At 64.4% G+C, this 24767-nt stretch carries 23 protein-coding genes; 9 read left to right on the forward strand and 14 right to left on the reverse strand.

Translation table 11 applies throughout. The annotated features are described in order from the left end of the window. Nucleotides 1-34 precede the first annotated feature (34 nt). Nucleotides 35-4582 (reverse strand): hypothetical protein, encoded by a 4548-nt coding sequence (locus CC207_RS06015; protein ID WP_143496083.1) that lies wholly within the window; start codon nucleotides 4580-4582, stop codon nucleotides 35-37. A gap of 355 nt (nucleotides 4583-4937) precedes the next feature. Between CC207_RS06015 and CC207_RS06020 the strand changes: the two genes are divergently transcribed. The 5 genes from CC207_RS06020 to CC207_RS06040 all read left to right on the forward strand — a co-directional run bounded on the left by CC207_RS06020 (nucleotide 4938) and on the right by CC207_RS06040 (nucleotide 8595). Then, nucleotides 4938-5342 (forward strand): TraR/DksA family transcriptional regulator, encoded by a 405-nt coding sequence (locus CC207_RS06020; RefSeq protein ID WP_028690543.1) that lies wholly within the window; start codon nucleotides 4938-4940, stop codon nucleotides 5340-5342. Nucleotides 5343-5505: 163 nt separating this feature from the next. Then, nucleotides 5506-7101 carry a methyl-accepting chemotaxis protein gene (locus CC207_RS06025; protein WP_371916441.1) on the forward strand — a complete coding sequence of 532 codons (1596 nt, stop codon included), beginning with the start codon at nucleotides 5506-5508 and terminating at the stop codon, nucleotides 7099-7101. A 116-nt stretch (nucleotides 7102-7217) separates the two neighbouring features. Further along, nucleotides 7218-7412, forward strand: coding sequence for a hypothetical protein (locus CC207_RS06030; protein WP_088851736.1), 195 nt, complete (start codon nucleotides 7218-7220; stop codon nucleotides 7410-7412). 506 nt (nucleotides 7413-7918) lie between these two features. Then, nucleotides 7919-8389, forward strand: coding sequence for a hypothetical protein (locus tag CC207_RS06035; protein WP_028690546.1), 471 nt, complete (start codon nucleotides 7919-7921; stop codon nucleotides 8387-8389). Further along, a complete protein-coding gene (locus CC207_RS06040; protein WP_028690547.1) occupies nucleotides 8386-8595 on the forward strand; it encodes a hypothetical protein in 210 nt (69 codons plus the stop codon). The genes CC207_RS06035 and CC207_RS06040 overlap by 4 nt, the downstream gene beginning before the upstream one ends. A 3-nt stretch (nucleotides 8596-8598) precedes the next feature. On the opposite strand, the gene CC207_RS06045 is transcribed toward CC207_RS06040, so the two are convergent. The 7 genes from CC207_RS06045 to CC207_RS06075 form a co-directional block, all read right to left on the reverse strand. Then, nucleotides 8599-8964, reverse strand: coding sequence for a Na+/H+ antiporter subunit G (locus CC207_RS06045; protein ID WP_028690548.1), 366 nt, complete (start codon nucleotides 8962-8964; stop codon nucleotides 8599-8601). After that, on the reverse strand, nucleotides 8961-9239 hold the full coding sequence (locus CC207_RS06050; protein WP_011534656.1) for a K+/H+ antiporter subunit F: 279 nt from the start codon (nucleotides 9237-9239) through the stop codon (nucleotides 8961-8963). Before CC207_RS06050 ends, CC207_RS06045 begins: the two co-directional genes overlap by 4 nt. Beyond that, on the reverse strand, nucleotides 9236-9724 hold the full coding sequence (locus tag CC207_RS06055; protein WP_088851737.1) for a Na+/H+ antiporter subunit E: 489 nt from the start codon (nucleotides 9722-9724) through the stop codon (nucleotides 9236-9238). Before CC207_RS06055 ends, CC207_RS06050 begins: the two co-directional genes overlap by 4 nt. Beyond that, nucleotides 9721-11400, reverse strand: coding sequence for a monovalent cation/H+ antiporter subunit D (locus CC207_RS06060; protein WP_062363593.1), 1680 nt, complete (start codon nucleotides 11398-11400; stop codon nucleotides 9721-9723). The genes CC207_RS06055 and CC207_RS06060 overlap by 4 nt, the downstream gene beginning before the upstream one ends. After that, the gene (locus tag CC207_RS06065; protein WP_028690551.1) at nucleotides 11397-11741 is read right to left on the reverse strand and encodes a Na+/H+ antiporter subunit C; all 345 of its coding nucleotides are present in this window, start codon (nucleotides 11739-11741) and stop codon (nucleotides 11397-11399) included. The genes CC207_RS06060 and CC207_RS06065 overlap by 4 nt, the downstream gene beginning before the upstream one ends. After that, nucleotides 11741-14647 (reverse strand): monovalent cation/H+ antiporter subunit A, encoded by a 2907-nt coding sequence (locus CC207_RS06070; protein ID WP_028690552.1) that lies wholly within the window; start codon nucleotides 14645-14647, stop codon nucleotides 11741-11743. Before CC207_RS06070 ends, CC207_RS06065 begins: the two co-directional genes overlap by 1 nt. 198 nt (nucleotides 14648-14845) lie before the next feature. Beyond that, on the reverse strand, nucleotides 14846-15790 hold the full coding sequence (locus CC207_RS06075) for a DMT family transporter (protein WP_062363591.1): 945 nt from the start codon (nucleotides 15788-15790) through the stop codon (nucleotides 14846-14848). A gap of 84 nt (nucleotides 15791-15874) precedes the next feature. Here CC207_RS06075 and CC207_RS06080 point away from each other — a divergent pair, with 84 nt between their 5' ends. Next, nucleotides 15875-16438, forward strand: coding sequence for a helix-turn-helix domain-containing protein (locus CC207_RS06080; protein WP_088851738.1), 564 nt, complete (start codon nucleotides 15875-15877; stop codon nucleotides 16436-16438). A gap of 4 nt (nucleotides 16439-16442) precedes the next feature. On the opposite strand, the gene CC207_RS06085 is transcribed toward CC207_RS06080, so the two are convergent. Continuing rightward, on the reverse strand, nucleotides 16443-16991 hold the full coding sequence (locus CC207_RS06085) for a cysteine hydrolase family protein (protein ID WP_028690555.1): 549 nt from the start codon (nucleotides 16989-16991) through the stop codon (nucleotides 16443-16445). 82 nt (nucleotides 16992-17073) lie between these two features. Here CC207_RS06085 and CC207_RS06090 point away from each other — a divergent pair, with 82 nt between their 5' ends. After that, entirely contained in the window at nucleotides 17074-18051 is a 978-nt protein-coding gene (locus CC207_RS06090; protein WP_088851739.1) for a GlxA family transcriptional regulator, read from the forward strand. Here the strand turns inward: CC207_RS06090 and soxR are convergent. Continuing rightward, complete coding sequence (gene soxR / locus CC207_RS06095; RefSeq protein ID WP_036986069.1) at nucleotides 18018-18506, reverse strand: redox-sensitive transcriptional activator SoxR; 489 nt, start codon at nucleotides 18504-18506, stop codon at nucleotides 18018-18020. The genes CC207_RS06090 and soxR overlap by 34 nt on opposite strands. An 88-nt stretch (nucleotides 18507-18594) precedes the next feature. On the opposite strand from soxR, the gene CC207_RS06100 reads away from it, so the two are divergent. Further along, complete coding sequence (locus CC207_RS06100; RefSeq protein WP_028690558.1) at nucleotides 18595-18975, forward strand: antibiotic biosynthesis monooxygenase; 381 nt, start codon at nucleotides 18595-18597, stop codon at nucleotides 18973-18975. Here CC207_RS06100 and CC207_RS06105 read toward each other — a convergent pair. Next, entirely contained in the window at nucleotides 18954-19724 is a 771-nt protein-coding gene (locus tag CC207_RS06105) for a S9 family peptidase (RefSeq protein ID WP_028690559.1), read from the reverse strand. The genes CC207_RS06100 and CC207_RS06105 overlap by 22 nt on opposite strands. Then, nucleotides 19708-20820, reverse strand: a complete 1113-nt coding sequence (locus CC207_RS06110) for a DUF3182 family protein (protein ID WP_088851740.1) — start codon at nucleotides 20818-20820, stop codon at nucleotides 19708-19710. Before CC207_RS06110 ends, CC207_RS06105 begins: the two co-directional genes overlap by 17 nt. A 195-nt stretch (nucleotides 20821-21015) precedes the next feature. Here CC207_RS06110 and CC207_RS06115 point away from each other — a divergent pair, with 195 nt between their 5' ends. Then, nucleotides 21016-22818: an aminopeptidase P family protein gene (locus CC207_RS06115; protein WP_062363583.1), complete on the forward strand. Its 1803-nt coding sequence runs from the start codon at nucleotides 21016-21018 to the stop codon at nucleotides 22816-22818. Between the two features lie 54 nt (nucleotides 22819-22872). On the opposite strand, the gene CC207_RS06120 is transcribed toward CC207_RS06115, so the two are convergent. Together CC207_RS06120 and rhtA are read right to left on the reverse strand one after the other, a co-directional pair. After that, a complete protein-coding gene (locus CC207_RS06120; protein ID WP_028690562.1) occupies nucleotides 22873-23154 on the reverse strand; it encodes a hypothetical protein in 282 nt (93 codons plus the stop codon). A gap of 185 nt (nucleotides 23155-23339) precedes the next feature. Further along, nucleotides 23340-24227, reverse strand: coding sequence for a threonine/homoserine exporter RhtA (gene rhtA, locus CC207_RS06125; protein ID WP_028690563.1), 888 nt, complete (start codon nucleotides 24225-24227; stop codon nucleotides 23340-23342). Nucleotides 24228-24767: the final 540 nt, after the last annotated feature.

Here is a 24767-nt window from a genome sequence, read left to right on the forward strand (position 1 = left end):
GGAAGGGGGCGCAGTCTGCGCCGCGCCCCCTGGCTTACAGGTCGAAGAAGTATCGGGCGGCGGCCGTGCTGGTGATCGGTGCGCGATAGACGTCGAACACCCTGCCGCTGGCATCGCTGTAGCGCTGGCCGGGCATGTGCCGTTGCGCTGCTGTTTTCAGATGCCCGGCGGTGAAGTCAGCCTTGGCCGCGGTCATCGACGGGTAGTGGAAGTGCGCATACCACAGAACCTTGCCTTCATGGCTGATACTGTATTCGTCGAGAAAATCGGCGGGCCGGCCCTTGAGCCTGGCCAGTCGATTGCGGCCCCCCGTGGCACGCAATTGCACGTGCCCGCCATCGGCCAGGTACATGACTTCACCCATGCGCGGTTTCTGCGTGAGGGCGGCTGACACGCGTAGCCGCGTCGCCGTTTCCTGCAACTCGTCCGCCAGCCTGCGCAGGGATCTGGCGACCAGCTCGGCATCCTTGCCGGCACGGGCCTCGTCGGTTTCGTTGTTCTCGGTCAGACATGTCTCGATGGCGTTGACCCGTTCGAGCAGGCGGGTGCGTTGATAAAGCACGCTCTCCTCGATTTCCACCGGCAGATAGCGATTCGCGTGCGCTTGCAGGTTCGACACCTCGTCGCGGGCCTGCTCAATCAATGTGTCGCTCTCCCTGAGCAGGCGTTTGAGGGGCATCTGGATTGGGCGTGAGGTAGGCTGGTCAGGCTTGAGCTCCACCCAGTCGCCCTGCTTGAGGTGGTAGGTGCGCGCGGGTGTCTTGTCCTCCGGCCCGGGAATATCGACGGTGTTGGCATCGTCGCTGCGCGGATCGGCCAGGAGCAGCCCGTGCTCGGTGGTCTCGATCAGCCCGGGCACCTTCTTGCGCAGTTGCCCCAGTGTACTGATTGGCGGGTAATCGGGCAGTTCGTTCAGGTCATTGCGGTTTCGCTCAAGCACCCAGGCGAGTTGTTCATTTATCTCCTGTAGAGTCTCCAGCGCCGCGCCGTCCTTGACCAATGTGGTGAAGATTTGCAGTTGTCGCGTCGCGGCCTGAAGGTGGCCGACGATACTGCGCAGCAATCTGGCGGTGATCTCGTCGTCGGCGTTTTCCAGCTTGAACAGTTTTGTACGCTGGGCAATACCCAGCTCGAAGCTGCTCCAGAAGCGATCACTCCAGTAGCACGCCTCGTCGCTCAGACCGTGTACCAGGCTCATGCGGTTGAGCAATCCTTCGAGACGCAAGAAGCGCAGGATCAGTTCTCTCTCCGCAGTTGCTGGCACACTGATAGCGAGGTCCCGCCATTGGCGGATCTCGGGTTGTTGGGGGCTGGCCAGCTTGTTCAGCTCATCCTGGCAGTGGCGCAGGCGTCGATTATTACCGATCATCCGCTCAATCAAGGGCGCAAGTCTGTCCAGGCGAGCGGCGATGATTCTGACGTCCGTGGGGGTAAGCGTCTCACCGGCCTGCTGGAGGCGGGCAGCTTTGAGCAACTGGCTCCGATCAGGTTGATAGCGCAGGTGCAGGACCTTGTGCAGCAGCCGCTGGCAGAAGCTGTCCTGATACAGCGCGAAAGCATGGACTTTCTTGAAGTCCTTCACCGGCTGCAAAGCGTTGCGCTGTTTCAGGTTTTCGATATGCGTCGCCCAGAACGCCGACAGCGTGTCGAGCTTGTCCTGGCAGGTCTGCAGGCGGGCGTCATCTAGCGGTGCGGCCACCAGCTTCTCAAGGGTGGCCTGTTCCCGGATCCTGGCATCGATGGTGTCCTTGTCGGCCTTGATCAATGCGTTGACGGCGCGCAGGGCACTTTCCTTTTCCAGTTGCAGCTTGCGGATCTGCGCGGACAGTGGCATGCCCCCCTTGAGCGTCAACCTCAGGTCCAACTGCCAGCGTCCGGCCTCGTCGCGGCGCAGCCAAGGGCCTGCGGTTTCGTCAGGGCCGATGATGCGCATCTGGTTGCGAGGCATGTCGAGCATGACGTGGTACAGGTTGCCATGCATCTGTGCATAGAACTTGTCACCCTGCAGGTACAGGCCACGCAAGGGGCCGCTGGGCACCGGTTCACCGAGTGAAGCGGGGATGATATCCGCCCGTAACGCGCGCAGTGCGGAGTTCTGCCCGGCAGTCAGGGATTGGGTGGAACGCGTCCAGCTGAAGTCGAGATGGAGCAAAGAGGCGGCCTGGACCACGGTGGGGGGCACGGGTTGCTGTTCGGATGCGCCAAGCGCCGTGACCGGTGCGCCAAGCGTGCGCGCCTTTGCGCTTTGCTCATGCAGGCGGGTAATCGAATGGGTGACCAGCAGCAGGGCGATATTGACCAGCAGGTTGACCGCTGCCTGCTCGTGCCCGGTGGGGTCGAGTTCGGCGTCGGTGTTGACGAAGTCGGCCAGCGCCACTTCCATCTGCGCCAGCCATGCCACCCTGCCCAGTGTGCCGCCCGCCAGGGGAAGCAGGGTGTTGAACAGCAGCCAGCCCAGCTCTTTCCAGCGCGTCCAGCGGGTCTGTGCGCTGGTCGAGGCATGCGCTTCAAACGTCTGGATCGATTCGTTGACGCAGGCAAGGTAGAGATCTGCGCCGACATCGCTGGAACTTGGTTCGATGGTCAGCTCCACCGGAGCTGGCCGGCCGAAAGGGATGGCGCTGGTGTCATCCAGTGGAACGAACAGGTGAGGCTCGAGGAAGCCGCCATGGGCATAGAATCTGTGGACTTCGGCCGGAAGGCGTTGCAGCAGGTCATCCTGCAGGGCGCCAGGGGTACTGATGGCCACGAACAGCGCCAGCCGATCGCTGAACTGCAACAGGCTATCCTCGTGCAGGGGACGGTACAACAGGCAACTGTCGGCACTGGGTGACCGTGGCTCGATGAGCCAGGTATTGCGTGGATAGTCCACTGTCGAGCCGGGGGCCTTGAGCAGACCCAACGGTCGGATGACCCAGCGCTTCGGGTCATTGTCATCGTCGTCTGCGCTGCTGAACACCTGGCTGATATGGCTGGCAACGTCCTGATCCGCCAGTTTTCCGCGCAGGTAGAGCTCCTGCGCCAGTGCGGGCAATTGGCTGCCGAGTTGCGCGATGAGCAGGCGTTGACGCTGCTCGCGTTGGGCGCTGTCATCCAACAGCTTGCTGCGTAGCATGGCGGGGAATGCGCTGGCGATGTCCAGCTCGCTGACCACCGTGCGCAGGTAGTTTTCGTCCAGCCAGCCAGGCAGCAGGTCTGCGTTGTTCGAGAGCAACTCCACCCGCCCTGGCCTGAGCAGCCCGATATTGGCAATCGCCAATTGGGCGAGGGAGAAGGTGACGGGATCTACCTCGCCCGTGCTGGCAAGCCCAGGGCGCGCGGCGGCGGTGGCGATGGTCTGGTAGTTGACGACCCGGACCTGCCTGGGGTCAAGCGGGGCGCGCGGATAATCCGCTTCGAAGCGTGCGGCCAGTTGCCGGTAGGCGAAGTCTTCGGCATTGTCGATACCGTCGAGCCAGAACTGCCCGTTGGTATTCTGGCGGGACTGGGCGACGTCGAGCAGTAGCGTGCTGTAGCGCAACAACGGCTGGCTCCTGGCGTTACGCAGCCAATCCGGAAGAAGGGCCGATATCGCGTTGCGTTGCTTGGATTCGGCCTCGCTGCACAGGTCGAGCATGGAGGTAAGCCGGTCCAGCTCCAGGCTCATGTTGATGGCGTCGAGTCTGCTTCGATGGGCCGTGGCGCAATGGTCGATCACCCGTAGTTGCTGTTCCAGCACACCCAGCGCCATGCTTTCGAAGTCCCCTTGAGCGGTCTGACCGATACTGACTTCCCGGGAGGTGGTCCGGGACCTCGTGGGCCAGTATCGAGCGATGCTCTCCAGCATCTCCTGGCGGGAGGGGAAAGCGAGCAGCTTGCCTGTGAGGGTATAAAGCAGGGTCAGGTTGCGCCTGGGGTCGGTATCGCTGTGTTCGATCAGCAGCGCGCTCGCCAGTTCATTATCCAGCGTCTCATCCCTGGAAAAGTCCGCGGCAAGCTGCCAGACGCGCAGGCCGGCTGTATTCTGCCGGTTCCTGTGATCGGGGTCGGAATGCACCAGCCTGGCGATGGCCAGGGCGAACGGAGGTAGGCTGCCAGCGTTCTGGTGGGCCTCGATGGCCTCCAGAAAACGGCTGCGAAGTTCTTCGGCGTACCAATGCCAGGGGGTTTCACCACTGCTGTCGAAGTGGCTCCAGTAGCTCGCCAATGATTGCCGGTACACCTCGAGCAGTAACGGTGCGTTGTCATTGATTAGCAGCTCCACCTGGTGCAGAGGTAGAGGCACCTGCCCGGCCGGATCACCATCGACGCGAGCGGTGAGGGTGTCCTCGCCAACCGTGAGGTTGAGTGTCCGGCGTATGCAATAGCGCTCAATGAGCACTTGCGCCAAGGGGCGAACCCACAGGTTGTCGGAACGTGGATTTCGGCTGGCGAGATAAAGTGCCCTTGGATCCTGGGTTGCGTTCGGTAGATAATGCGACCACTGAGCGGCGAGGACATGGTCTGCGGCGTCGAGCAGCTCCGGACGCTCGCTGAACCGTCTGGCAATCTTGCATTGAAGCGGGCTGGAGCGGGCAAGGCGCAGATGTGGTAGGTCGTGCATGATCAAGCCTCATACGTGAGTAAAGGTCGTATGAAGCGGGTTTACGGTGCTTCGCGGTCACTAACCCGCTACCTCCAGCCGCTGCGCCGTTTGCGTTCAGGCGTGATGGAAAGCCAGAATCGTTACGACATATTGCTCCCTGGCCGTCGCAAAGCGGCGGCTGCGCACCAGTAGGCGGATTCCTGGCCATTTCGGACAAATCCTCCGTCATTTATGTTGCCCACTGCGACGCGGCACCTTAGACTGCCGCCCCCTGTAAAAGAGTGCCGGTTGGCGCTTGAAGAATTTCGCTACCGACGATACGTCGTCGGCGGCACCTGAATCGCCCAAATGCACATTTTTCATAGAGAAGTCGATGACCAAGGAACAGTTGCTGGCCATGTCGGCCGATGACTACATGAACGCCGAACAGCTCGCGTACTTCACCGCGCTGCTGCAGGCGATGAAAGTCGAAACCCACGAGCGCATCGAACTCAGCCGCAATTCCATCGAAAGCCTGGATACCCCATCGGATCCCGCTGACGTGGCGTCGGTCGAGGAAGAGCGCACCTGGCTGGTCAACGCCATCGATCGTGACCAGCGCCTGCTGCCACAGTTGGAGATGGCCTTGGACCGCATCGCCGATGAAAGCTTCGGCTGGTGCGACGACAGCGGCGAGCCGATCGGCCTCAAGCGCCTGCTGATCAGCCCGACCACCAAGTACTGCATCGAAGCCCAGGAGCGTCACGAGCAGCTCGACCGCCACCAGCGGCAAGTCTGATCCAGCGCCCACGCAAGGCCCCAGGGAGCGATCCCTGGGGCCTTCGTGTTTTCTTGCCCTGTATCAACGGGTGGCCGCCTGCATCCACGTGAGCGTGGATAATGGCGTTATAGTGGCGTTTAATGTCGTCACAATAACGACATGCGGATGGATCACGAAGATGATGCGAGAAGGATCTCTGCTGGCTGGCGAAGGACCGCGGGCCACCCCCACTCATGCGGGAGCCGCCGTCGCCCTGGGGCGGGGCGTTGCGCTGTGCGCGGTACTGTCGGCGATGGCGTTCGCCGGGCTGTCCTTGTACCTGGCCCTGCCGTTGGCACTTTTGGTGCTGTGGGTGCCGCTTGCGCGCAAGGCGGTCGTCGCGCAGTCGACGCCTGCCGCGGCCGCGGACAGTTCGCTGCTTCAAGAATTGGCCCGTGGCACCAGCCACAATGCGTTGTCGGCCGCTGCAGTGGCCCATTCGGTACAGCAATTGGCCGCCCGCGTGCAGTCGCAGTTAGGGGCTGCCCAAGACATCGTCGGCAGCGCCGAGATCATGATCACCACCGAGGAGCAGACCGCTCAGCTAAGCCAGCAGGCACTGGAAGCCGCACGCTCAGCCCACGGCAGCAGCGTGGTCGGCAGCGAGGTGCTGGCCGAATCCATTCAGTGCATGCGTGATTTGAGTGTGCGTGCTTCGGCCAGCCGCGAGTTGATCGAGGCCTTGCATCAGCGCAGCGAGGATATCGCCCGGGTCACCCTGGTGATCCAGGGCATTGCCAGCCAGACCAACCTGCTGGCGCTCAACGCCGCCATCGAGGCGGCGCGGGCGGGTGAACATGGCCGTGGTTTCGCGGTGGTGGCCGACGAGGTGCGCGGTCTGGCCGGGCGCACCGCCAGCGCCACCGAGGAAGTGGGGCAGATGGTTGCCGACATCCAGGCGCGAACCGCCCAGGTGGTGGCGCAGATCCGCACGCTGGCCGAGGACCTGGGCAAGGGGGTCGGCCAGGTCGAGCAGGCCGGTGGGCAACTGGCGCAGATCGCTAGCCTGGCGGCCAGTGTCGAGGGTCAGGTGAGCGAAATAGCTGGGGGTACCCAGATCAACCAAGCCCAACTCGACACCCTGTTCCAGGCCGTGGCCCAGGTGCGCGGCGATCTGGAGGTCAGCGACCAGCAGACCCGGCGCCTGGCCAAGGCGGCGGTGCAAATGGAGGGGCAGGTGGAAAGCCTCAGCGAACGGTTGGCCGAGGTCGGTCTGGACGCCTACCACCAACGGGTGTTTGAACTGGCGCAGGCGGGTGCGCGGCATATCGGCGAGCGTTTCGAGACGGATATCGAACAGGGGCGCATTGGCTTGGACGATCTGTTCGACCGGCAATATCGCCCGATTGCCGGCATGCAACCTCCGCGTTTCACCACGCGCTTCGACCACTACACCGATACCGTGCTGCCACAGCTCCAGGAGCCGTTGCTGCAGCACGATGGGCTGGTGTATGCCATCGCCTGTACCCAGCAGGGCTATGTGCCGACCCACAACAATGCCTTCAACCAACCACTGACCGGCGATATCGCCCATGACACGGCGCACAACCGCAGCAAGCGCCTGTTCGACGACCGCACGGGCGCTCGCTGTGGCAGTCATCAGCAGCGTGTGCTGTTGCAGACCTATACGCGAGACACGGGAGAGCTGATGCACGACCTGTCGGTACCGATCTTTGTCGCAGGTCGACACTGGGGTGGCCTGCGTCTGGGGTATCGCCCCGAACCCGGGCTCGACTGACGCGATTTGTTGCCCGGAATGTAACACTGCTGTTCTGCCTGGCGCCTTATTCGCAAGCGGTCCAGGACGTATCATAGGCATATCGTTAGGTGGCTAATTAAATTCCGGAGGGAATTATGACGAGCCGAGTCGACGTGGCCGTGATGATCGGCAGTAGTGTGCCACGGTCCTTGCAGGCCTTGGGCATAAGGGTGTGCTGGGTAGTGTTGGTTGACGGCGAGCGCCGTGGCACCGCCTTCGCCAGCCGCGACGAGGCCCTGGAATGCCAGGCTGCGTGGCAACAGCAGGTGGATAGGAGCCACGCAGCGTGAACCCTCAGCGCTCCAGGTAGCGTGCGAGCTCCCAGGCGTCCTGGTAGCGTTGGCGGAATCCGTGGACTTTGCCGGAGTTGGTTTCAGTGATGTGGAAGAAGCTGATGCCGGCGGCCACGACGCTATACCGGGAGATACCTGGCACTGCCGTGCGACAAGAAATGCTACGTGCCTCTCGACGGAATTCGGTGTTTTCGTGCATATTCCTGTACCTGTAATGCGCGATGAAGGGTTGGGGCACACTTGAGCTGAAGTGTCGCCCCCAGTAGTCGCATCTTTCCTGACCCTTTAGCTGTCAGGTATTACGGTTCCTATTTGCGGATAGTTTGCCGAAGCACGCCGGATGTTCCAGCGGGGAAATGTTCCCTGCTTGGCGTATCGACCCTGTGCGTGGATCTTCGCTTACCGAATCCATGGTCCATCGGACTTCGACTTGAAGTGGTTGCCACCCCACGCCAGCGGCGTGCGCGGTGCGGCCCGCTGTAATTGATGTGAGGAGCTTTTCATTGGCAGTCAGTACTCTTGATACCCATGCGTTGTTTGCCCTGGGCGATTTGCGCGCCAAGCTGGTCAAGTTGTTCCAGGGGCGTTTCGTGTATGTCACCGAGCAGAACCCCGACGGCCTGTACATGGCCGAGATCGATACCGACGATGCCATGGTGGTCGACGACAAGCAGCGCCTGGAGCTGAAAGTGGGTGACCACTTCCGTGCCGCCGTGCTGCCCAGCCGCGAAGGCGGCAAGCTCGAACTGCGTTTTCGCGAGATCAAGTTCAATGTCTACGGGCAGGGTGACTACGCCTTCGTTTCCGTGCCGGAAGGCGAGGCCATCGTGTTCCGTGAAGGGCAGGGCGTGATGCTTGTGTTCGCGGCCCAACAGCAGGTTCAGGAAGGCCTGGGCAAGCTACTCAAGGCGGTGACCGGCAAGGTCGCCAAGTGGCGCAAGGGCGAGCTGACCACCTTCAAGGCCAGCGAGTGAGCGACGCCACCACGCCTGCCTCGCGGGCCGACTTCCACCGTGAACATCAGGCAAGGGCAATCGAACAGGCCGAGCGCCTGCTGGCGCGTCGGCTGGAACTGCAGGGCGCTTGGCTGGCCTGGGTGGCCGGCGAGCTCTACCAGATGAGCCCGCCGCCCTTCGTTGCCATGGTGCGCCGCGAGCTGCAGCGCCTGAGCCAGGCCTGAGGCTCAGTTACCGCGATCACGCCCGCTGCTGACTTCTTCTGGTACCTCCTCGCCCGAGGTGCGCTTGCGAAACAGCGCGGCCCTGGCCAGCAGCAGGGTGGTCACCGGCACGGTGATCGACAGCAGGATCGGGATCAGCCAGGCGTGCAGCACCGGGCTCTGCTTGAGCACCGAGAAATACAGGATCGAGGCCAGCGCCACGCACCAGGCGCCGATGGTCGAAGCCAGTGCGGGCGGGTGCATGCGCTGGAAGTACTCCTTCAGGCGCACCAGGCCGATGGCGCCGACCAGCGCGAACAGGCTGCCGATAAGCAGCAGGGCAGCCGTGACCAGCTCCAGCCAGAACGGCAATACCACGCTTTCGTTCATTCGATCACCTCGCCACGCAGGAGGAACTTGGCCAGGGCGAAGGAACCGACGAAGCCGAACAGGGCGATCAGCAGGGCGCCTTCGAAATAGGTATCGCTGGCGTAGCGGATCCCCAGTACCAGCATCATCAGCATGCCCAGGATGTACAGGTAGTCCAGGGCCAGTACCCGGTCCTGGGCGGACGGGCCGCGGAACAGCCGGATCAGCGTCAGCCCCATCGCCAGGGCGAAGATGAACAGGCTGGCGAGGACGGCATTGGCGAGCAGGCCGCTCATTCGAAGATCTCCATCAGCGGGCGTTCATAGGTGTGTTTGAAATGTTCGATGAACGCCGGTTCGTCGTCCAGATCGAACACGTGCAGCAGCAGTACGCTGCGGTCCAGGGCCAGTTCCGACCAGATGGTGCCCGGCACCACGGTGGTGATCATCGATAGCGCCGCCAGGCCGTGGGCGTCGCGCAGGTTCAGCGGGATGTGCACGAACGCCGAGCGCGGTGGCGTGCTGCCGGCGCGCAGGACGCCACGGGCGACCTGCAGGTTGGAATGGATCACATCAAGGCCGACCCGGCCGATCAGCTTGGCAATCACCCAGGGCCTGCGCACGCGGGCATGCTGCGGGCGCAGCGGCGCCATCAGGATCGGTGCGAGGATGCCCAGCAGGGCGCCCAGCAGCAGGTTGCCCGGGCTGACCGACAGATTGAGCAGCAACCACAGCACGAACAGCGCAATGGAAAGCAGTGGCGCGGGGAGCAGTCGATTCATGGTTGCACCTCCAGGCCAGCGGTGGTCGGGCCGGGCAACGGCCGGGTCGCCATCACTGCATTGATGTAGGTCTCCGGCGTGCGCAGGCTGGCGGCGGTATCCTGTGTGTAGCGCAGCAGCGGCTCGGCCTTGAGGCTGAGGAAGATGCACAGGCCCAGGAGGATGACGATGGGCACGCATTCATAGCGACGCAACACCGGGGAAGGGCGTTCCTCGGGCTTCCAGAAGCGCTGGATGCCGACGCGGCCGAAGGCGATCAGCGAGGCCATGCCGGACAACACCAGCAGGGTGACCAGGATCCAGCCCGCGGTGCCCAGTGGCTGCTCAGTGGCAACTCCCAGGCCTTGCGGGTTGAACAGCGCGCTGATCAGGTTGAGCTTGCCGATGAAGCCCGACAGTGGCGGCATGCCGATGATCAGCAGGGCGCAAGCTATGAAACTCAGGCCGAGGAAGGCCATGGTCCAGGGAATGATCTGGCCGATCACCGCCTGCTGCTCGTCGTCCAGGTTGATGCCCTTGGGCGGGTGCAGCGATTCCAGGGGCGAAGGCATCGCATCTTCTTCATCGTCCAGCGGCGCCTCGTTGGCCGAGCGCGAGCGCTCAACCAGCTCGGCCAGCAGGAACAGCGCGCACAGGGCCAGGGTGGAGCTTGCCAGGTAGAACAGCGCGGCGCCGGTCAGGATCGATTGGCCGAAGCCGACGGCGGCCAGCAGCGTGCCGGCGGACATCAGGATGCTCAGGGCCGCCAGGCGCTCCAGGCGCTGGGCGGCGAGGATCGACATGGCCGCCACGGCCAGGGTCGCCAGGCCGCCATACACCAGCCAGTCGCCACCGAAGAACGCCGAGGCGCCGGCCTGGCCGGAGAACAGCAGCGTCCACATGCGCAGGATGGCGTACAACCCGACCTTGGTCATGATCGCGAACAGCGCGGCCACCGGTGCGCTGGCCGACGAATAGGCCGGCACCAGCCAGAAGTTCAACGGCCACATCCCGGCCTTGGCCAGGAAGGCAATGGCCAGGATCGCCGCGCCGGCATGCAGCAGGCCGCGGTCGGCTTCTGGCACCAGCGGCACTTTCAGCGCCAGGTCGGCCATGTTCAGGGTACCGGTCACGCCATAGAGCATGGCCGCGCCGACCAGGAACAGCGACGAGGCAAACAGGTTGATGGCGATGTAGTGCAGCCCGGCCTTGACCCGCGCCCGCCCCGAGCCATGCAGCAGCAGGCCGTAGGAGGCCGCCAGCAGCACCTCGAAGAACACGAACAGGTTGAACAGGTCGGCGGTGAGGAAGGCGCCGTACAGGCCCATCAGCTGGATCTGGAACAGTGCGTGAAAGCTGGCCCCGGCACCGTCCCAGCGTGCCCGGGCGAACAGCAGGGCGCTCAAGCCGACGATGCCGGTGAGGGTGAGCAGCAGCGCCGACAGGTGATCGACCACCAGGGCGATGCCGAACGGCGCCGGCCAGTTGCCTGGCAGGTAGACGCCAATGGACTCGGCCTGGCCCTGGGTGCGCACCCACATCAGCAGGGTAACGGCGATGCCCAGGCCAAGGGCGGTGGACAGCAGGTTCAGGCGCGCCTTGAGCCAGCGGTGTTTCTCGCCAATCAGCAGCATCAACGACGCGGTGACCAGCGGCAGCAGGATCGGCGCGATGATCAGTTGGTTCATCCCGCTCATTCCTCACGCTCCCGGCCATCGACGTGGTCGGTCCCGGTCAGGCCGCGGGAGGCCAGCAGCACCACCAGGAACAACGCGGTCATGGCGAAGCTGATGACGATTGCGGTGAGTACCAGTGCCTGGGGCAGCGGGTCGGTGTAGTGCAGCAGGTCGTGGGGCACGCCGTCCTTGATGATCGGCTCCTTGCCGATGAACAGGCTGCCCATGCTGAAGATGAACAGATTGACCCCGTAGGACAGCAGGCACAGGCCCATGATTACCTGGTAGGTACGCGGGCGCAGGACCAGCCAGACCCCGGAGGCGGCCAGGACGCCGATGGCGACTGCAATGACTTCTTCCATCAGGCGGCTCCTGCTTGGCTGGACTTGGCGGGGCGGTAGGCGCGCACTGACTGGTGGGCCAGGGCGGTGAGGATCAGCAGGGTCGAGCCGACCACCACGGTGTACACGCCGATGTCGAAGAACAGCGCGCTGGCCACGTGTACGTCACCGAGCAGCGGCAAGTGCAGATGGGCGGTGTGGGTGGTCAGGAACGGGTAGCCCAGCAGTATCGCCCCGGCACCGGTGAGAGTGGCGCAGAGCAGGCCGGTGCCCATCCAGCGCAGCGGACGCAGGCTCATCTGCGCCTCGACCCACTGGGTGCCGGCGACCATGTACTGCAGGATGAACGCCACCGACATCACCAGGCCGGCGACGAAACCGCCGCCTGGCTGGTTGTGGCCGCGCATGAACAGGTACATCGACACCAGCAGGGCGATCGGCAGCAGCAGGCGTACCAGGGCGGCCGGTACCATCATGAAGCCGAGCGCGGTGTCGGTGGCCTGGCGTGGGTTGACCAGGTCGGTGACCACGTCCGGTGCCAGCAGGCGTTGCTGCGCCGGCAGCTGCATGCTCTCCTTCGGCGGGCGGAAGCGGCGCAGCAGGGCGAACACGGTCAGCGCCACGGCCACCAGCACGGTGACCTCGCCGAGGGTGTCGAAGCCGCGGAAATCCACCAGCATCACGTTGACTACGTTGGTGCCGCCGCCCTGGGGCAGGGCGCGGCTGAGGTAGAACGACGAGATGTCGTTGGGCGTCGGGCGGGTCAGCATGGCGTAGGACAGCAGTGCCATGCCGCCGCCGACCAGCACTGCCAGCACCAGGTCGCGCAGGCGCCGCAGGCGTGCGCGGTCCTGGCTGCCGGGCAGCGGCGACACGCCTTCGATACGCCGTGGCAGCCAGCGCAGGCCGAGCAGGATCAGCACGGTGGTGACCACCTCGACTGCCAGTTGGGTCAGCGCCAGGTCCGGCGCGGAGAACCAGACGAAGGTGATGCAGGTCATCAGGCCGCAGACGCCGACCATGATCAAGGCGGCCAGTCGGTGATACTTGGCCTGGTAGGCGGCGCCGATGGCGCAGGCGATAGCGATCAGCCAGAGCGCGACGAACACCCCGGAGCCCGGGATCTTTGGCCGGTCGCCCCAGCTCAGGCCACTGTACAGCAGAGGTACCAGGCCAGCGACGAAGGCCGCCAGTGCCAGCATGAACAGTTGCGTCTGCAGGCGCTTGGTGGTCAGCAGCCGCTCGCCATGCCGGGCCAGCAGCATCAGGCGCACCAGGCCGTGCTCGAACAGGCGCTTGCCGTTGAAACGCTCGATCAGCGGTGGATAGGGGAAGCGGCCGCGCTGCAGCTGCTTGCGTAGCAGCAGGTAGAGCACGATACCGCCGGTCATGGCGATCAGGCTCATGATCAGCGGCGCGTTCCAGCCGTGCCAGATGGCCAGGCTGTATTCCGGCAGCACGCCACCCACCACGGGGGTCGCGGCCGCGGCCAGCAACGGGCCGACCGATTGCGCCGGGAAGATGCCGACCACCAGGCAGGTGAGCACCAGCAGTTCGACCGGTGCGCGCATCCAGCGTGGTGGTTCGTGAGGCGTGTGCGGCAGGTCCTGGGCCGGGGGGCCGAAGAACACATCGACGGTAAAGCGCAGCGCGTAGGCCACGCTGAAGGTTCCGGCCAGGGTGGCGATCACCGGCAGGGCCGCTTCGACCCAGGCCGTGGAGGTGATGAACACGGTCTCGGCGAAGAACATCTCCTTGGACAGGAAACCGTTCATCAGCGGCACGCCGGCCATCGAGGCGCTGGCGACCATGGCCAGGGTCGCGGTGAACGGCACCAGGCGGAACAGGCCACTCAGGCGACGGATGTCACGGGTGCCGCTCTCGTGGTCGATGATCCCCGCGGCCATGAACAGCGAGGCCTTGAAGGTGGCGTGGTTGAGGATATGGAACACTGCGGCGACCGCCGCCAGCGGGCTGTTCAGGCCCAGCAGCAAGGTGATCAGCCCAAGGTGGCTGATGGTTGAGTAGGCCAGCAGGCCCTTGAGGTCGTTCTGGAACATCGCGGCGAAGGCGCCGAGCAGCAGGGTGGCGGCACCGGCGCCGCCGACGATCCAGAACCATTCCTCGCTGCCCGACAGCGCCGGCCACAGGCGTGCCAGCAGGAACACCCCGGCCTTGACCATGGTCGCCGAGTGCAGGTAAGCCGAGACGGGGGTGGGCGCCGCCATGGCATGGGGCAGCCAGAACTGGAAGGGAAATTGCGCGCTCTTGCTCAGGGCGCCGATCAGGATGAGGGGCAGCAGCACCGGGTACAGCGCATGCTGGCGGATGGTGTCACCGGCAGCCAGGACCTTGTCCAGGTCATAGCTGCCGACCACATGGCCGAGCAGCAGGGCCCCGACCAGCAGGCACAAGCCGCCGGCCCCCGTGACCATCAACGCCATGTAGGCGCCGCGGCGGGCGTCGGCGCGGTGGTGCCAATAGCCGATCAGCAAGAACGAGAACAGGCTGGTCAATTCCCAGAAGAACACCAGCTGGATCAGGTTGCCGGAGATCACCAGGCCGAGCATGGCGCCCATGAACGCCAGGAAGAAGGCGAAGAAGCGCGGCACCGGGTCCTGGGGCGACATGTAGTAGCGGGCGTACAGCGACACCAGGGTGCCGATGCCCAGCACCAGCAGGCTGAACAGCCAGGCGAAGCCGTCCATGCGCAGGACCAGGTTCAGGCCCAGGCTCGGCAGCCAGAGGAATTCCTCGCGGATCACCCCGCCATCGGCGACCTGGGGGTACAGCAACGCCACCTGGACAGTGCCGACCAGGGCCACGAGCCCGGCAAGAATGGACTCGGCGTTGCGTGCGTTGTGCGGCAGTACAGCCGCCAGGCAACTGCCCAGGAAGGGCAGAAGCAATAGCACAATCAATGACATAGCGTTCTGTTCTGAGAAGTTTGCCAAGGATCATACGTGCCGGACGGTTGATCACCAACACGCAAGCGGTTGCAGGATCCTACAAATGTGCTGTGACAAGCTGTTTTTTTATAACAGTTTCTTTCAGAGCATAGCGGCTGAGCGAATGTCCGTGGGGCTGTATTCAACGCTTGCGGATTGTCTGTGAAGGCGGGGGGCTTACAACCCCGCCTCGCGCTCGCGGGCCTCATCATCCTGCAAGGCGCTGGCCTCATCCTGGCGACGAATCTTCAGCTCGCTCACCACCACCGCCAGCACGATCAGCAGCCCGCCGATCAACGCCACGCCTGGCAGGCGCTCGCCGGCGATGCGCCCGACGATGCCGGCCCACACAGGTTCGCCAGCGTAGATCAGGGTGGCGCGGGTCGGCGAGACCGACTGCTGCGCCCAGTTCATCGCCACCTGGATCACCGCGCTCATGGCGCCCAGGCCTACCGCACTGATGAGCAGCAGCCAGGAAAAACCGGGCAGTTGTTCCTGGGTCGGCACGATCATCAGGAACGACAGCGCCGAGGCGGTGGCCAACTGCACCACGGTGACCCGGCGCACATCGACCTGGCCGGCGTAGCGACTGATCAGGATGATCTCGCCGGCGATCGCCACGGCGCTGACCAGCGTCACCAGTTCGCCTTCACTGAAGTGCAGCGCGCCGCCCTCGGGGCCGGCCAGCAGCATCAGGCCGACGAAGGCCAGGCCGATGCCCAGGCTCGGCATCAGGCCCGGGCGGCGGCCCAGTACCAGCCATTGCAGCAGAGGCACGAAGGGCACATAGAGCGCGGTGATGAACGCCGACTGGCTGCTGCTGATGGTCTGCAGGCCCATGGTCTGCAAGCCGTAGCCCAACATGATCGAGACGCCGATGAGCACGCCGGCCTTGAGCTCGGTGAAGGTCAGCCCCGACAGCGAACGGGCCGACACCAGGCCGACGAATAGGGCGGCGGCGGCAAAGCGCAGGCCGACGAAGAACATCGGCCCGCTGACGGTCATGACGTTGTGCACGATCAGGAAGGTGCCGCCCCAGAGCATGGTGATGAACACAAGCACCAGTTCGGCCTTGCTCAGGCGCAAGCTGACGGTGGGTTTGCGGGCGGGGGCTTGGCTCATGGTCTTGCGCACTCGGAAGGGGCGGCGCACAATTCGCCGCAAAGTGGGCAGTATACTGCGCACCCCCTACCAGTGAGCAATATAGTGCACAAAGATTCCGAGCACCGTGCATCGGTGCTGCAGCATGTCAGCCAGAACGTTCGCCGCTTGCGTGGCGACGCCGGCCTGAGCCAGGCCGCCCTGGCCGAGCGCTCCGGGGTCAGCCGGCGGATGCTGGTGGCCATCGAGGCTGGCGAGAAGAATGTCAGCCTCACCACCCTGGACCTGATCGCCGAAGCGCTGGGGGTGGCGTTCAGCACCCTGATCCAGGCGCCGGACCGGCGTGACCCCGGTCGCATCGAAGAGCTGGCCTGGGCCGGTGTGCACCCTGCCAGCCGCGCCGTGCTGCTAGGCAGCAGCCCGGCGCGACGCGAGGTCGAGTTGTGGGAGTGGACCCTGGCCCCCGGCGAGTGCTACGCCAGCGAAGCCGATGCCGCCGGCTGGAGCGAGCAGATCTATGTGACCGAAGGCCGCCTGACCCTGATCATCGAAGGGGGAGAGCGGCAACTGGGCAAGGGCGAATTCTTCGTCTTCCCCAGCGACTGCCGCTACGCCTACCGCAACGATGGGCAGGAGCCGGTGCGTTTCGTGCGCAACGTGGTGATCTGAGCCCTCAACCGGCCAGCAACTCGTCGGTACTGGTCACCCTGGCGTAGGCGAATGCCAGCGCGGCCATTGCCGAGGCGTGCACATCGGCCGCCGCAACCGTCTTGCCGTCGAACTCCAGCGCCAGCGTCGCGCAGGCATCGTAGGCCACGCTGACTTCATAGCCGAAGTCGGCGGCGGCGCGGGTCGCGGCATCGATGCACATGTGGCTCATGCTGCCGGCGATGGTCAGTGCCTTGATGTCGTGCTGGTCGAGCAGCGCCTTCAGCTGGGTGTCGCGGAAGCTGTTGACCTTGTGCTTGAGCACCACCGCCTCGCCGGCCGCCGGCGCGACCTTGGGGTGGATCTGCGCGCCGGCCGAGCCTGGCACGAAGAAGGGTGCGTCGGCGCTCTCGAACTCATGGCGCACATGCACCACTAGGTCGCCACGCTCACGGGCCGCGGCCAGTAACCGGGCGGCGTTGTCGGCGGCCGCCTCGGCGCCGTCCAGGGTCCATTTGCCACCGGGGAAGTAGTCGTTCTGGATATCGATGATGATCAGGGCGCGCTTGCTCATGGTGCCTCCTGCGGCAGTAGTGATGAACTGCCGATAGTTATAGGCTGTGGCGACCCGATCGAGGATAGGCGCGAGCGACACAATGACGGCAAAAACTGACAGCCTGGAAATCGGCGTGCTGATCTATCCCGGCGCCCAGAGCGCGGCGGTGCAAGGCCTGACCGACCTGTTCGCGGTGGCCAACCGGGTCGCCGCGCAGCTGGGCGCACACGATCTGCCGGTGCTGCGGGTGACCCATTGGCAGCTCGATGGCGCGGGGCAGCTGCAGGTGGTGCATGACAGCCAGCCGGCAAGCGGCCATGCGCTGCGGGCGCTGATGATTCCGCCGAGCCTGGCGGCGACCCCGTCTGCCGAGGTGTTGCAGGCCCATCGCGCCGCGCTCAGTCAGGTGCACGGCCAGGGTACCGTGCTGGCCTCGGTATGCATCGGTGTGTTCCTGGTGGCCGGCAGCGGCCTGCTGGATGGTCGGGCGGCCTGTACCCATTGGAACTATGCCCAGGCCCTTTCCGATCGCTTCCCCAAGGTGCGGGTGCAAGGCAGCCAGCCACTGCTCGACGACGGCGACATCGTCACCTCTGCCGGGCTGATGGCCTGGACCGACCTCGGCTTGCACTTGATCGAACGCTTCCTCGGCCACACCCTGGCCCGCGAGACGGCCCGCTATCTTGCGGTCGAGCCCTCGCCGGCGCCGCTGCCCGGCGCCCTGTTCCAGCCGCGCCTGGACCATGGTGACGAGGCGGTGCTGAAGGTGCAGCACTGGTTGCAGGCCGAGGAGGCCCGGGATGCCGGCCTGGCCGACATGGCCGGTTGCGCGGGCCTCGAGCCGCGCACCTTCCTGCGTCGCTTTCGCGCCGCCACCGGCCTGCGTCCCACCGAATACGCGCAGCAGGTGCGGGTCGGCCGGGCTTGCCGCTTGCTGGAGTTCACCCGGCGCAGCGTCGACCAGATCGCCTGGGGCGTCGGCTATCAGGACCCCAGCGCTTTTCGCAAGGTGTTCCAGCGCCTGACCGGGATGACCCCCAGCGACTACCGGCGGCGCTTCGCGGTCATCAGCGGCTGAGCCTCGCTGCTGGTCGGGTGCGGCCCCGGGCCCTCATCGGCGAGGCGGTCGTGATGGTTGCGCAGCGGGCATTCCTTCAACGACATGCAGCCACAGCCGATGCAGCCGTCGAGCTGGTCGCGCAGCATCACCAGCTCGTCGATGCGCCGGCTCAGGTCGTCGCGCCAGCGCGCCGACAGGCGTTGCCAATCGTCGGCAGTGGGCGTGTGATCGCAGGGCAGCGCCTGCAGGGCGCTGGCGATGTCGGCCAGGGCGATGCCCAGGCGCTGGGCCATCTTGATCACCGCCACCCGACGCAGCATGGCACGCGGATAGCGGCGCTGGTTGCCGGCGTTGCGGGTGCTGTGGATCAGCCCCTTGGTCTCGTAGAAGTGCAGCGCGGTCACGGCCACGCCGCTGCGCGCGGCCAGCTGGCCGACGCTGAGCAGGCGGTCCTGGGCGGAAGGGGGCTTCATTGGCAATAAAATCCTTGACCTTGAGTTAGCTGGAGGTTTTACCCTTCACGACCATCTGCTGCAAGAGCCCAAAACGAGGAGATGCGTCATGGCGGCCAACACCCATTCCCTGTGGTTCACCCAGATGATCGAGTACGACGTGCCCCCCTTGCGCCAGGATGCCCTGGCCGAGGCCCTGGTGGTGCGCAGCGAGCACCTCGCGCAACGCTGCGATGGCCTGCTCAGCGTCAGCATCCAGGTCAGCGACGACGGTCGCCGGGTGCTCCAGCACCTGCGCTGGCAATCGCGCCAGGCCTGGGCGGCCGCCGCTGGCTGCTTCATCGAGGAGCCGTTCCTCGACCTACTGGGCGAGCACCGGGCCCGTGGGGTGAACTTCGCCGCGTACCAGACGCTACGCAGCCTGGTGCGTGGCGCCGACGGCGGCCTGCACTGCCAGCTGGGCAGCACTCAGGCGTACCAGGGCGCGTAGTGCGGGTAGCGGTCCAGGCGCGCGCCGATGACCATCTCGCTGATCCAGGCCGTGAGCAGGGCGCTATAGGCTTTCTGACTCTCTTCGCTGGACAGCGCGTGGTCGGCGCCATCGACCAGGCGGTGGGTCATCGAGTGGGCGCCGACGAAGGCCGAGCGATAGCTCATCAGCGTGCTGTGCGGCACATAGTCGTCCTGTTCGGACTCCACCAAGAGCACGTCGCCGGCGAATTCGGCGCAGGCGGCCAAGGCGCGGTTGTCGGCAGGGCCGAGCTCACGCAGGCGGTAGGCGTTGAGCCGCTGGCGGTCGAGGGCCTGCTTGGGCGCATCCCATTCATCGTCCCAGTAGAGGGCCGGCACCCTTAGGGCGAGCCATTTGACTGGCCGGTGACGGGTGAGCAGGGTGGCCAGGTAGCCGCCGTAGCTGCTGCCGATCACGGCAATGGCGCCGGGGTCGACCGATGGCTGGCTGGCCAGCCGGTCGTAGGCGGCCAGCAGGTCGGCCAGGTTCTGCTCGCGGGTGACGGTCAGGCGCTGGCTCTCGGTCTTTTCGTGGCCGCGCAGGTCGAAGGTCATGCATACGCAGCCAAGCCCGGTGATCTGCCGGGCGCGGGCCAGGTCGCGCTGCTGGCTGCCGCCCCAGCCATGGACGAAGAGGATCCCCGGCATGCGGCTGCCCGGGCTGACCAGGGTGCCGACGATGCTTTCGCCCTCGACCTGCAGTTCAACGGTTTCACTCTCGATGGTCATGGTCACGTATCCGTGCATATTTGCTGAGTTGTCCAAGTTCACTGTCGTGGCCCTGATAGAACAGGGTGGCGTCGGCGGGCAGTTGCGCGTCGCCGAAGACCTCGTGGGTTGACGCGCGTAGCCGTTGCAGCGCCGGGTCGGCGGCGAAGGCCTGCAGCGCGAGGACCTCGGCGGGGCTGGCACCGCCCAGTCGCCAGGATTGCTCGAGCACGCCGCTGCGCAGGTGTCCGTGATGGTCCTGGCCGCGGGCGATGTCGTAGTTGCGCCGTGAGGCGATGAAGCCTGGGAAGTAGCGCTTGGCAGCCTCTTCATAGGTCATGGCCTGGTTGATGGCCAAGCGCAGGTGATCCTCAAGTGGCAGCTGCAGCAGGTGCTGGTAGTCACCGCGTACGATCACCAGGTCGGAACCACCATATACCTCGGTGCCCGCATGATCGCGGGTGAGGTGCTGGGTGCCGTGATAGCTCAGGGTCAGCCCGGCCACGCGTACCTGGCCGACGCTGAAGGTCTCGACGGCATCGAGGTCTTCCTCAAGCACCAGGCCCCACAGCCCCAATTGCTGTTCATCCATTGCCTCCAGCAGCGGCTCCAGGGCCTGACCATCAACGATCACCTGCTGGCCCCGACCGGCGCAGGCCAGTACCGGCTTGATCCTCGCCGGTCCATCGCGCAGCAGCAGTTCGGCAGCGCGCCGGGCATCGGCCTTGGAGAACACGGTATAGCCACGCAGCAGGGCGTCGCTGGCGTGTTGGGCAAAGGCGTCGGTCCAGCCGGGAGGGAAGATGGCGTCTGCCGGTAGCGGGTGGGAGATAGCCTTGGTGGCCATGTGCGGATGGCTGACCATGCCGCCGAACAGGTCATGCTCGTCGTGGACGCCGAGCGCAGCGTACCGCTGCGCGTCGACCAGGGTCTGGGTCGGTACATAGTAGTAAGCGGCCGTTTCGGATTGCGTGGGCGATGGCTCGACCCGCTCGACACCCAGCAGAAGGGCTAGGTGATCGGCAATCTGCAGGTGGACCGCCCGTTCGTGCTCGGGAGTATGCTCGCGGGTGTCGAGCAGCACGACGGCGCTTTTCGGTTCGCGTGAGTGGGGCATGGCCTACCTCGCGTACGCACGGTATGTAAGGGTTGTGAAGGCCCGTAGCCGGTTTAGTTCAGGGGGATGGATCGACGGTCGGCAGGGCAGTTGGGGCAATGCATACCTTGTTACGGTCGTGGTGATTGCGGGCGTCTGCCGGGTGTTTCATTATCAACGCCTTGGACCCGTCGACACCTATCCGCAGGAGTGCGCATGAACAGTCAGTCCCCCCTTCACGAATCCGTCCCGGCGCGCCTTGCCCGTGTGCGCGAGGCCATGGCCCGGGAGGGCGTGAATGCCCTGTTGGTGCCTTCGGCTGACCCGCACCTGTCCGAGTACCTGCCGGGCTATTGGCAGGGGCGGCAGTGGCTGTCCGGTTTTCTCGGTTCGGTGGGGACGCTGGTGGTAACGGCTGACTTTGCCGGGCTGTGGGCTGACAGCCGTTACTGGGAGCAGGCGGAAAAGGAGCTGGTCGGCAGTGGTATCGAGCTGATGAAGCTGCGCCCCGGCCAGCCCGGGGCGCTGGAATGGCTGGGGACGGAGGTGGACGGCACGGTCGCGGTGGATGGCGCGGTCATGGCCCTGGCCTCGGCGCGGCAACTGGGCGAGCGCCTGCAGGCGCGTGGTTCGACGTTGCGCACCGATCTCGACCTGCTGGATCGGGTATGGGTTGACCGCCCCTCGCTGCCGGGTAATCCGGTGTACCAGCACCTGCCACCCCATGCCACGGTCAACCGTGCGCAAAAACTCGTTGAACTGCGCAGCACGCTGCGGGAAAAGGGCGCCGATTGGCACTTTATCGCCACCCTCGACGACATCGCCTGGCTGTTCAACCTGCGTGGTAGCGATGTCTCCTACAACCCCGTGTTCGTTTCCTTCGCGCTGGTCAGCCAGGACAAGGCGTTCCTGTTTGTCGGGCGTGACAAGGTCGACGGCCACCTGCGCCAGGTACTGGCGGCCGATGGCATCGAGGTCCGCGACTACGCTGAGGTCAACGACGCGTTGGCCGCGATTCCGGCAGCAGCCAGTCTGCTGGTGGACCCGGCGCGGGTTACTCGCGGCCTGCTGGACAATTTGCACGAGCAGGTGCGACTGGTTGAGAGTATCAACCCGACCACCCTGAGCAAATCGTGCAAGGGAGAAGGGGATCTCGTTCATATTCGCCAGGCCATGGAGCAGGATGGCGCGGCGCTATGCGAATTCTTCGCCTGGTTCGAAGCGAACCTCGGCGTGCAACCGATCACCGAACTGACCATCGACGACCAGTTGAGCGCAGCCCGTGCCCGTCGTCCTGGCTTTGTGTCGCTGAGCTTTTCGACCATCGCGGCGTACAATGCAAATGGCGCAATGCCGCACTACCGCGCCACCGAAGAGTCCCATGCCGTCATTGAGGGCAATGGCCTGCTGTTGATCGACTCGGGCGGCCAGTACCTGGGCGGGACCACTGATATTACGCGGATGGTGCCGATCGGCGAGCCGAGCCATGAGCAGAAGGCCGATTGCTCCCGGGTGCTCAAGGGCATGATCGCCCTGTCGCGGGCCAGGTTCCCGCGTGGGATACTCTCGCCGCTGCTTGATGCCATCGCCCGGGCACCGATCTGGGCCGATCAGGTCGAGTACGGCCATGGCACCGGTCACGGTGTCGGCTATTTCATGAATGTGCACGAAGGCCCGCAAGTGATTGCCTACCAGGCCGCGGCCACACCGCAGACGGCCATGCAGCCGGGCATGATCAGTTCCATCGAGCCCGGCACCTACCGCCCGGGGCAGTGGGGCGTACGGATCGAGAACCTGGTGGTCAACCGCGAGGCCGGTACCAGCGAGTTCGGTGAGTTCCTTTCGTTCGAGACTTTGACCCTGTGTCCAATCGACACCCGCTGTCTGCTGGTCGAGACGCTGGGCAGTGAAGACATCGCCTGGTTGAACCGTTACCACCAGACGGTGCGGGAGCGACTGGCGCCGTTGCTGGAAGGCGAGGCGCTAGCGTGGCTGGAGCGACGCACTTCCGCGCTGTGAGCATGGTGTGCTGGTAACAAAAAGGGCAGCCATTGGCTGCCCTTTGTTTATCGGTTACTTGCAAATCACGATCATACTACGGCTGGTATAGCCGGCCGGATTGATGCCGAACACATAGTCGCCAGGCTCTTCGTCGGTGTCGCCGGACCGGGCGATTACCTTGTAGCCTTTGCTGCCGCAGGAGCTGGCGGCCTTGCTGTAGCACTTGTCCCATGACGAGGAGAGCCCCGAGCAGTTGATATGCAGGCCCTTCTTCCCTCGCTTCACCTCGGTATTGGCTGTCGCGGCGCATCCAGCGATGGCCAGGATGGCCAGGATGAGAAAAATACGTTTCATTCCTGTCCTTATTTGGCCCAACTGCACTCACGGGCCTGTGGTTTGCGCTTTGTCTCTTCCCTGATGGTCCCCAGCGTCCATGTACCGCTCAGTAGATCGCGTCAAGATTATATTTGGGTGACAGCTTAATCAGCCACGGCGGGCGGTACAAGGTTGAAGCCTTCTAAATGCAAATATTTCTCAAATCAGTCGGCAGCCACGGCCGGGGCCGCATCCCGTTTCATCGACAGGGTCGCACCTACAGAGGCAGTGATGATGGCAAGGATTGCCAGCCATTGCCAAAGGGTAAGCTTCTCGCCCAGGAAGAGTAGTCCGGACAGTGCGCCAAAGGCCGGCTCGATGCTCATCAATGTGCCGAAGGTACGGGCGGGCATGCGGGTCAAGGCGACCATTTCCAGGCTGTAAGGCAGAGCTGTCGACAGGATGGCCACGCCCAGGGCCACGGGTAGCAGCGCAGGTGTCAGCAAGGCGCTGCCGGCGTGGGCGATTCCAATCGGGGCGACGAACAGGGCTGCGATCACCACACCCAAGGCCGCGGTCTGGATACCGTTCTCGGCTCCGGCCTTTTGCCCGTAGAGGATGTACAACGCCCAGCACACGCCGGCCCCTAGGGCATAGCCGGCGCCGATCGGGTCCAGCCCGCCGTCGGTCTGGCCGACGGGAATCAACAGCAGCAGGCCGGCGACCGCCAGGGCGATCCATAGGAAGTCCAGTGCCCGTCGCGAGGCCCATAGCGCCACGGCAAGCGGTCCGGTGAATTCAAGGGCGACAGCGATACCCAGCGGCACGCTGCGCAATGACATATAGAAGAGGAAATTCATGCCGCCCAGGGCCATGCCGTAGATAATCACGCTGCGCAGGGTGCTGGCATCCAGGCGAGCACGCCAGGGGCGCAGCAACAGGAGCATGATCACGCTGGCGAAGATGAGTCGCAGGGCGGTGGTGCCTTGGGCGCCGACGATGGGGAACATGCTCTTGGCCAGCGAAGCGCCGGACTGGATGGAGGCCATGGCGATCAGCAGCAGGCCGATGGGGAACAGCGTGGCGGCCAGGCTGCGGTTTGGGGTGTTCATGGAGGCTTCCGTTATAGTGCGCGCAAGGGTGTGCAATATAGTGCGCACTGACGGAAGGGTTGGCAAGGTTGGTATTGGTGTGTAGATGAAGGTTGCGGCGAGTGGCTGGCGGCTCCTGAAGGGATACTTTTCATATGCTTGAAATAAAAGGTTGACGGGCTTTCAGATCCCCTTATAATGCGCCCCACTTCCAGCGACATCGGAACGAAAAACTCCTTGAATATCAATGAGTTGATTGTTGAAGAGGGTGGCGGAGGTGCTTCGGTCTAACGATCGGCAGCGGTGAAAAAGGCAGTTGACAGCAGGTTGTAACGCTGTATGATTCGCCTCCCGCTACGAGAGATCGCAGCGAGTCAAGTGTTTGAAGTGAAACGAGTTCTTCGTTAAAAACCTCAAAATAAACGCTTGACAGCAAATGAGGAAAGCGTAGAATGCGCGCCTCGGTTGAGGCGAAACGCTCTCAGCCAAACGCTCTTTAACAAATTGAATCAAGCAATTCGTGTGGGTGCTTGTGAGTACGGACTGATAGTCGCCAAGATT

The sequence above is a fragment of the Pseudomonas sp. DrBHI1 genome, assembly GCF_002205115.1.
Taxonomy (GTDB): domain Bacteria; phylum Pseudomonadota; class Gammaproteobacteria; order Pseudomonadales; family Pseudomonadaceae; genus Aquipseudomonas; species Aquipseudomonas mosselii.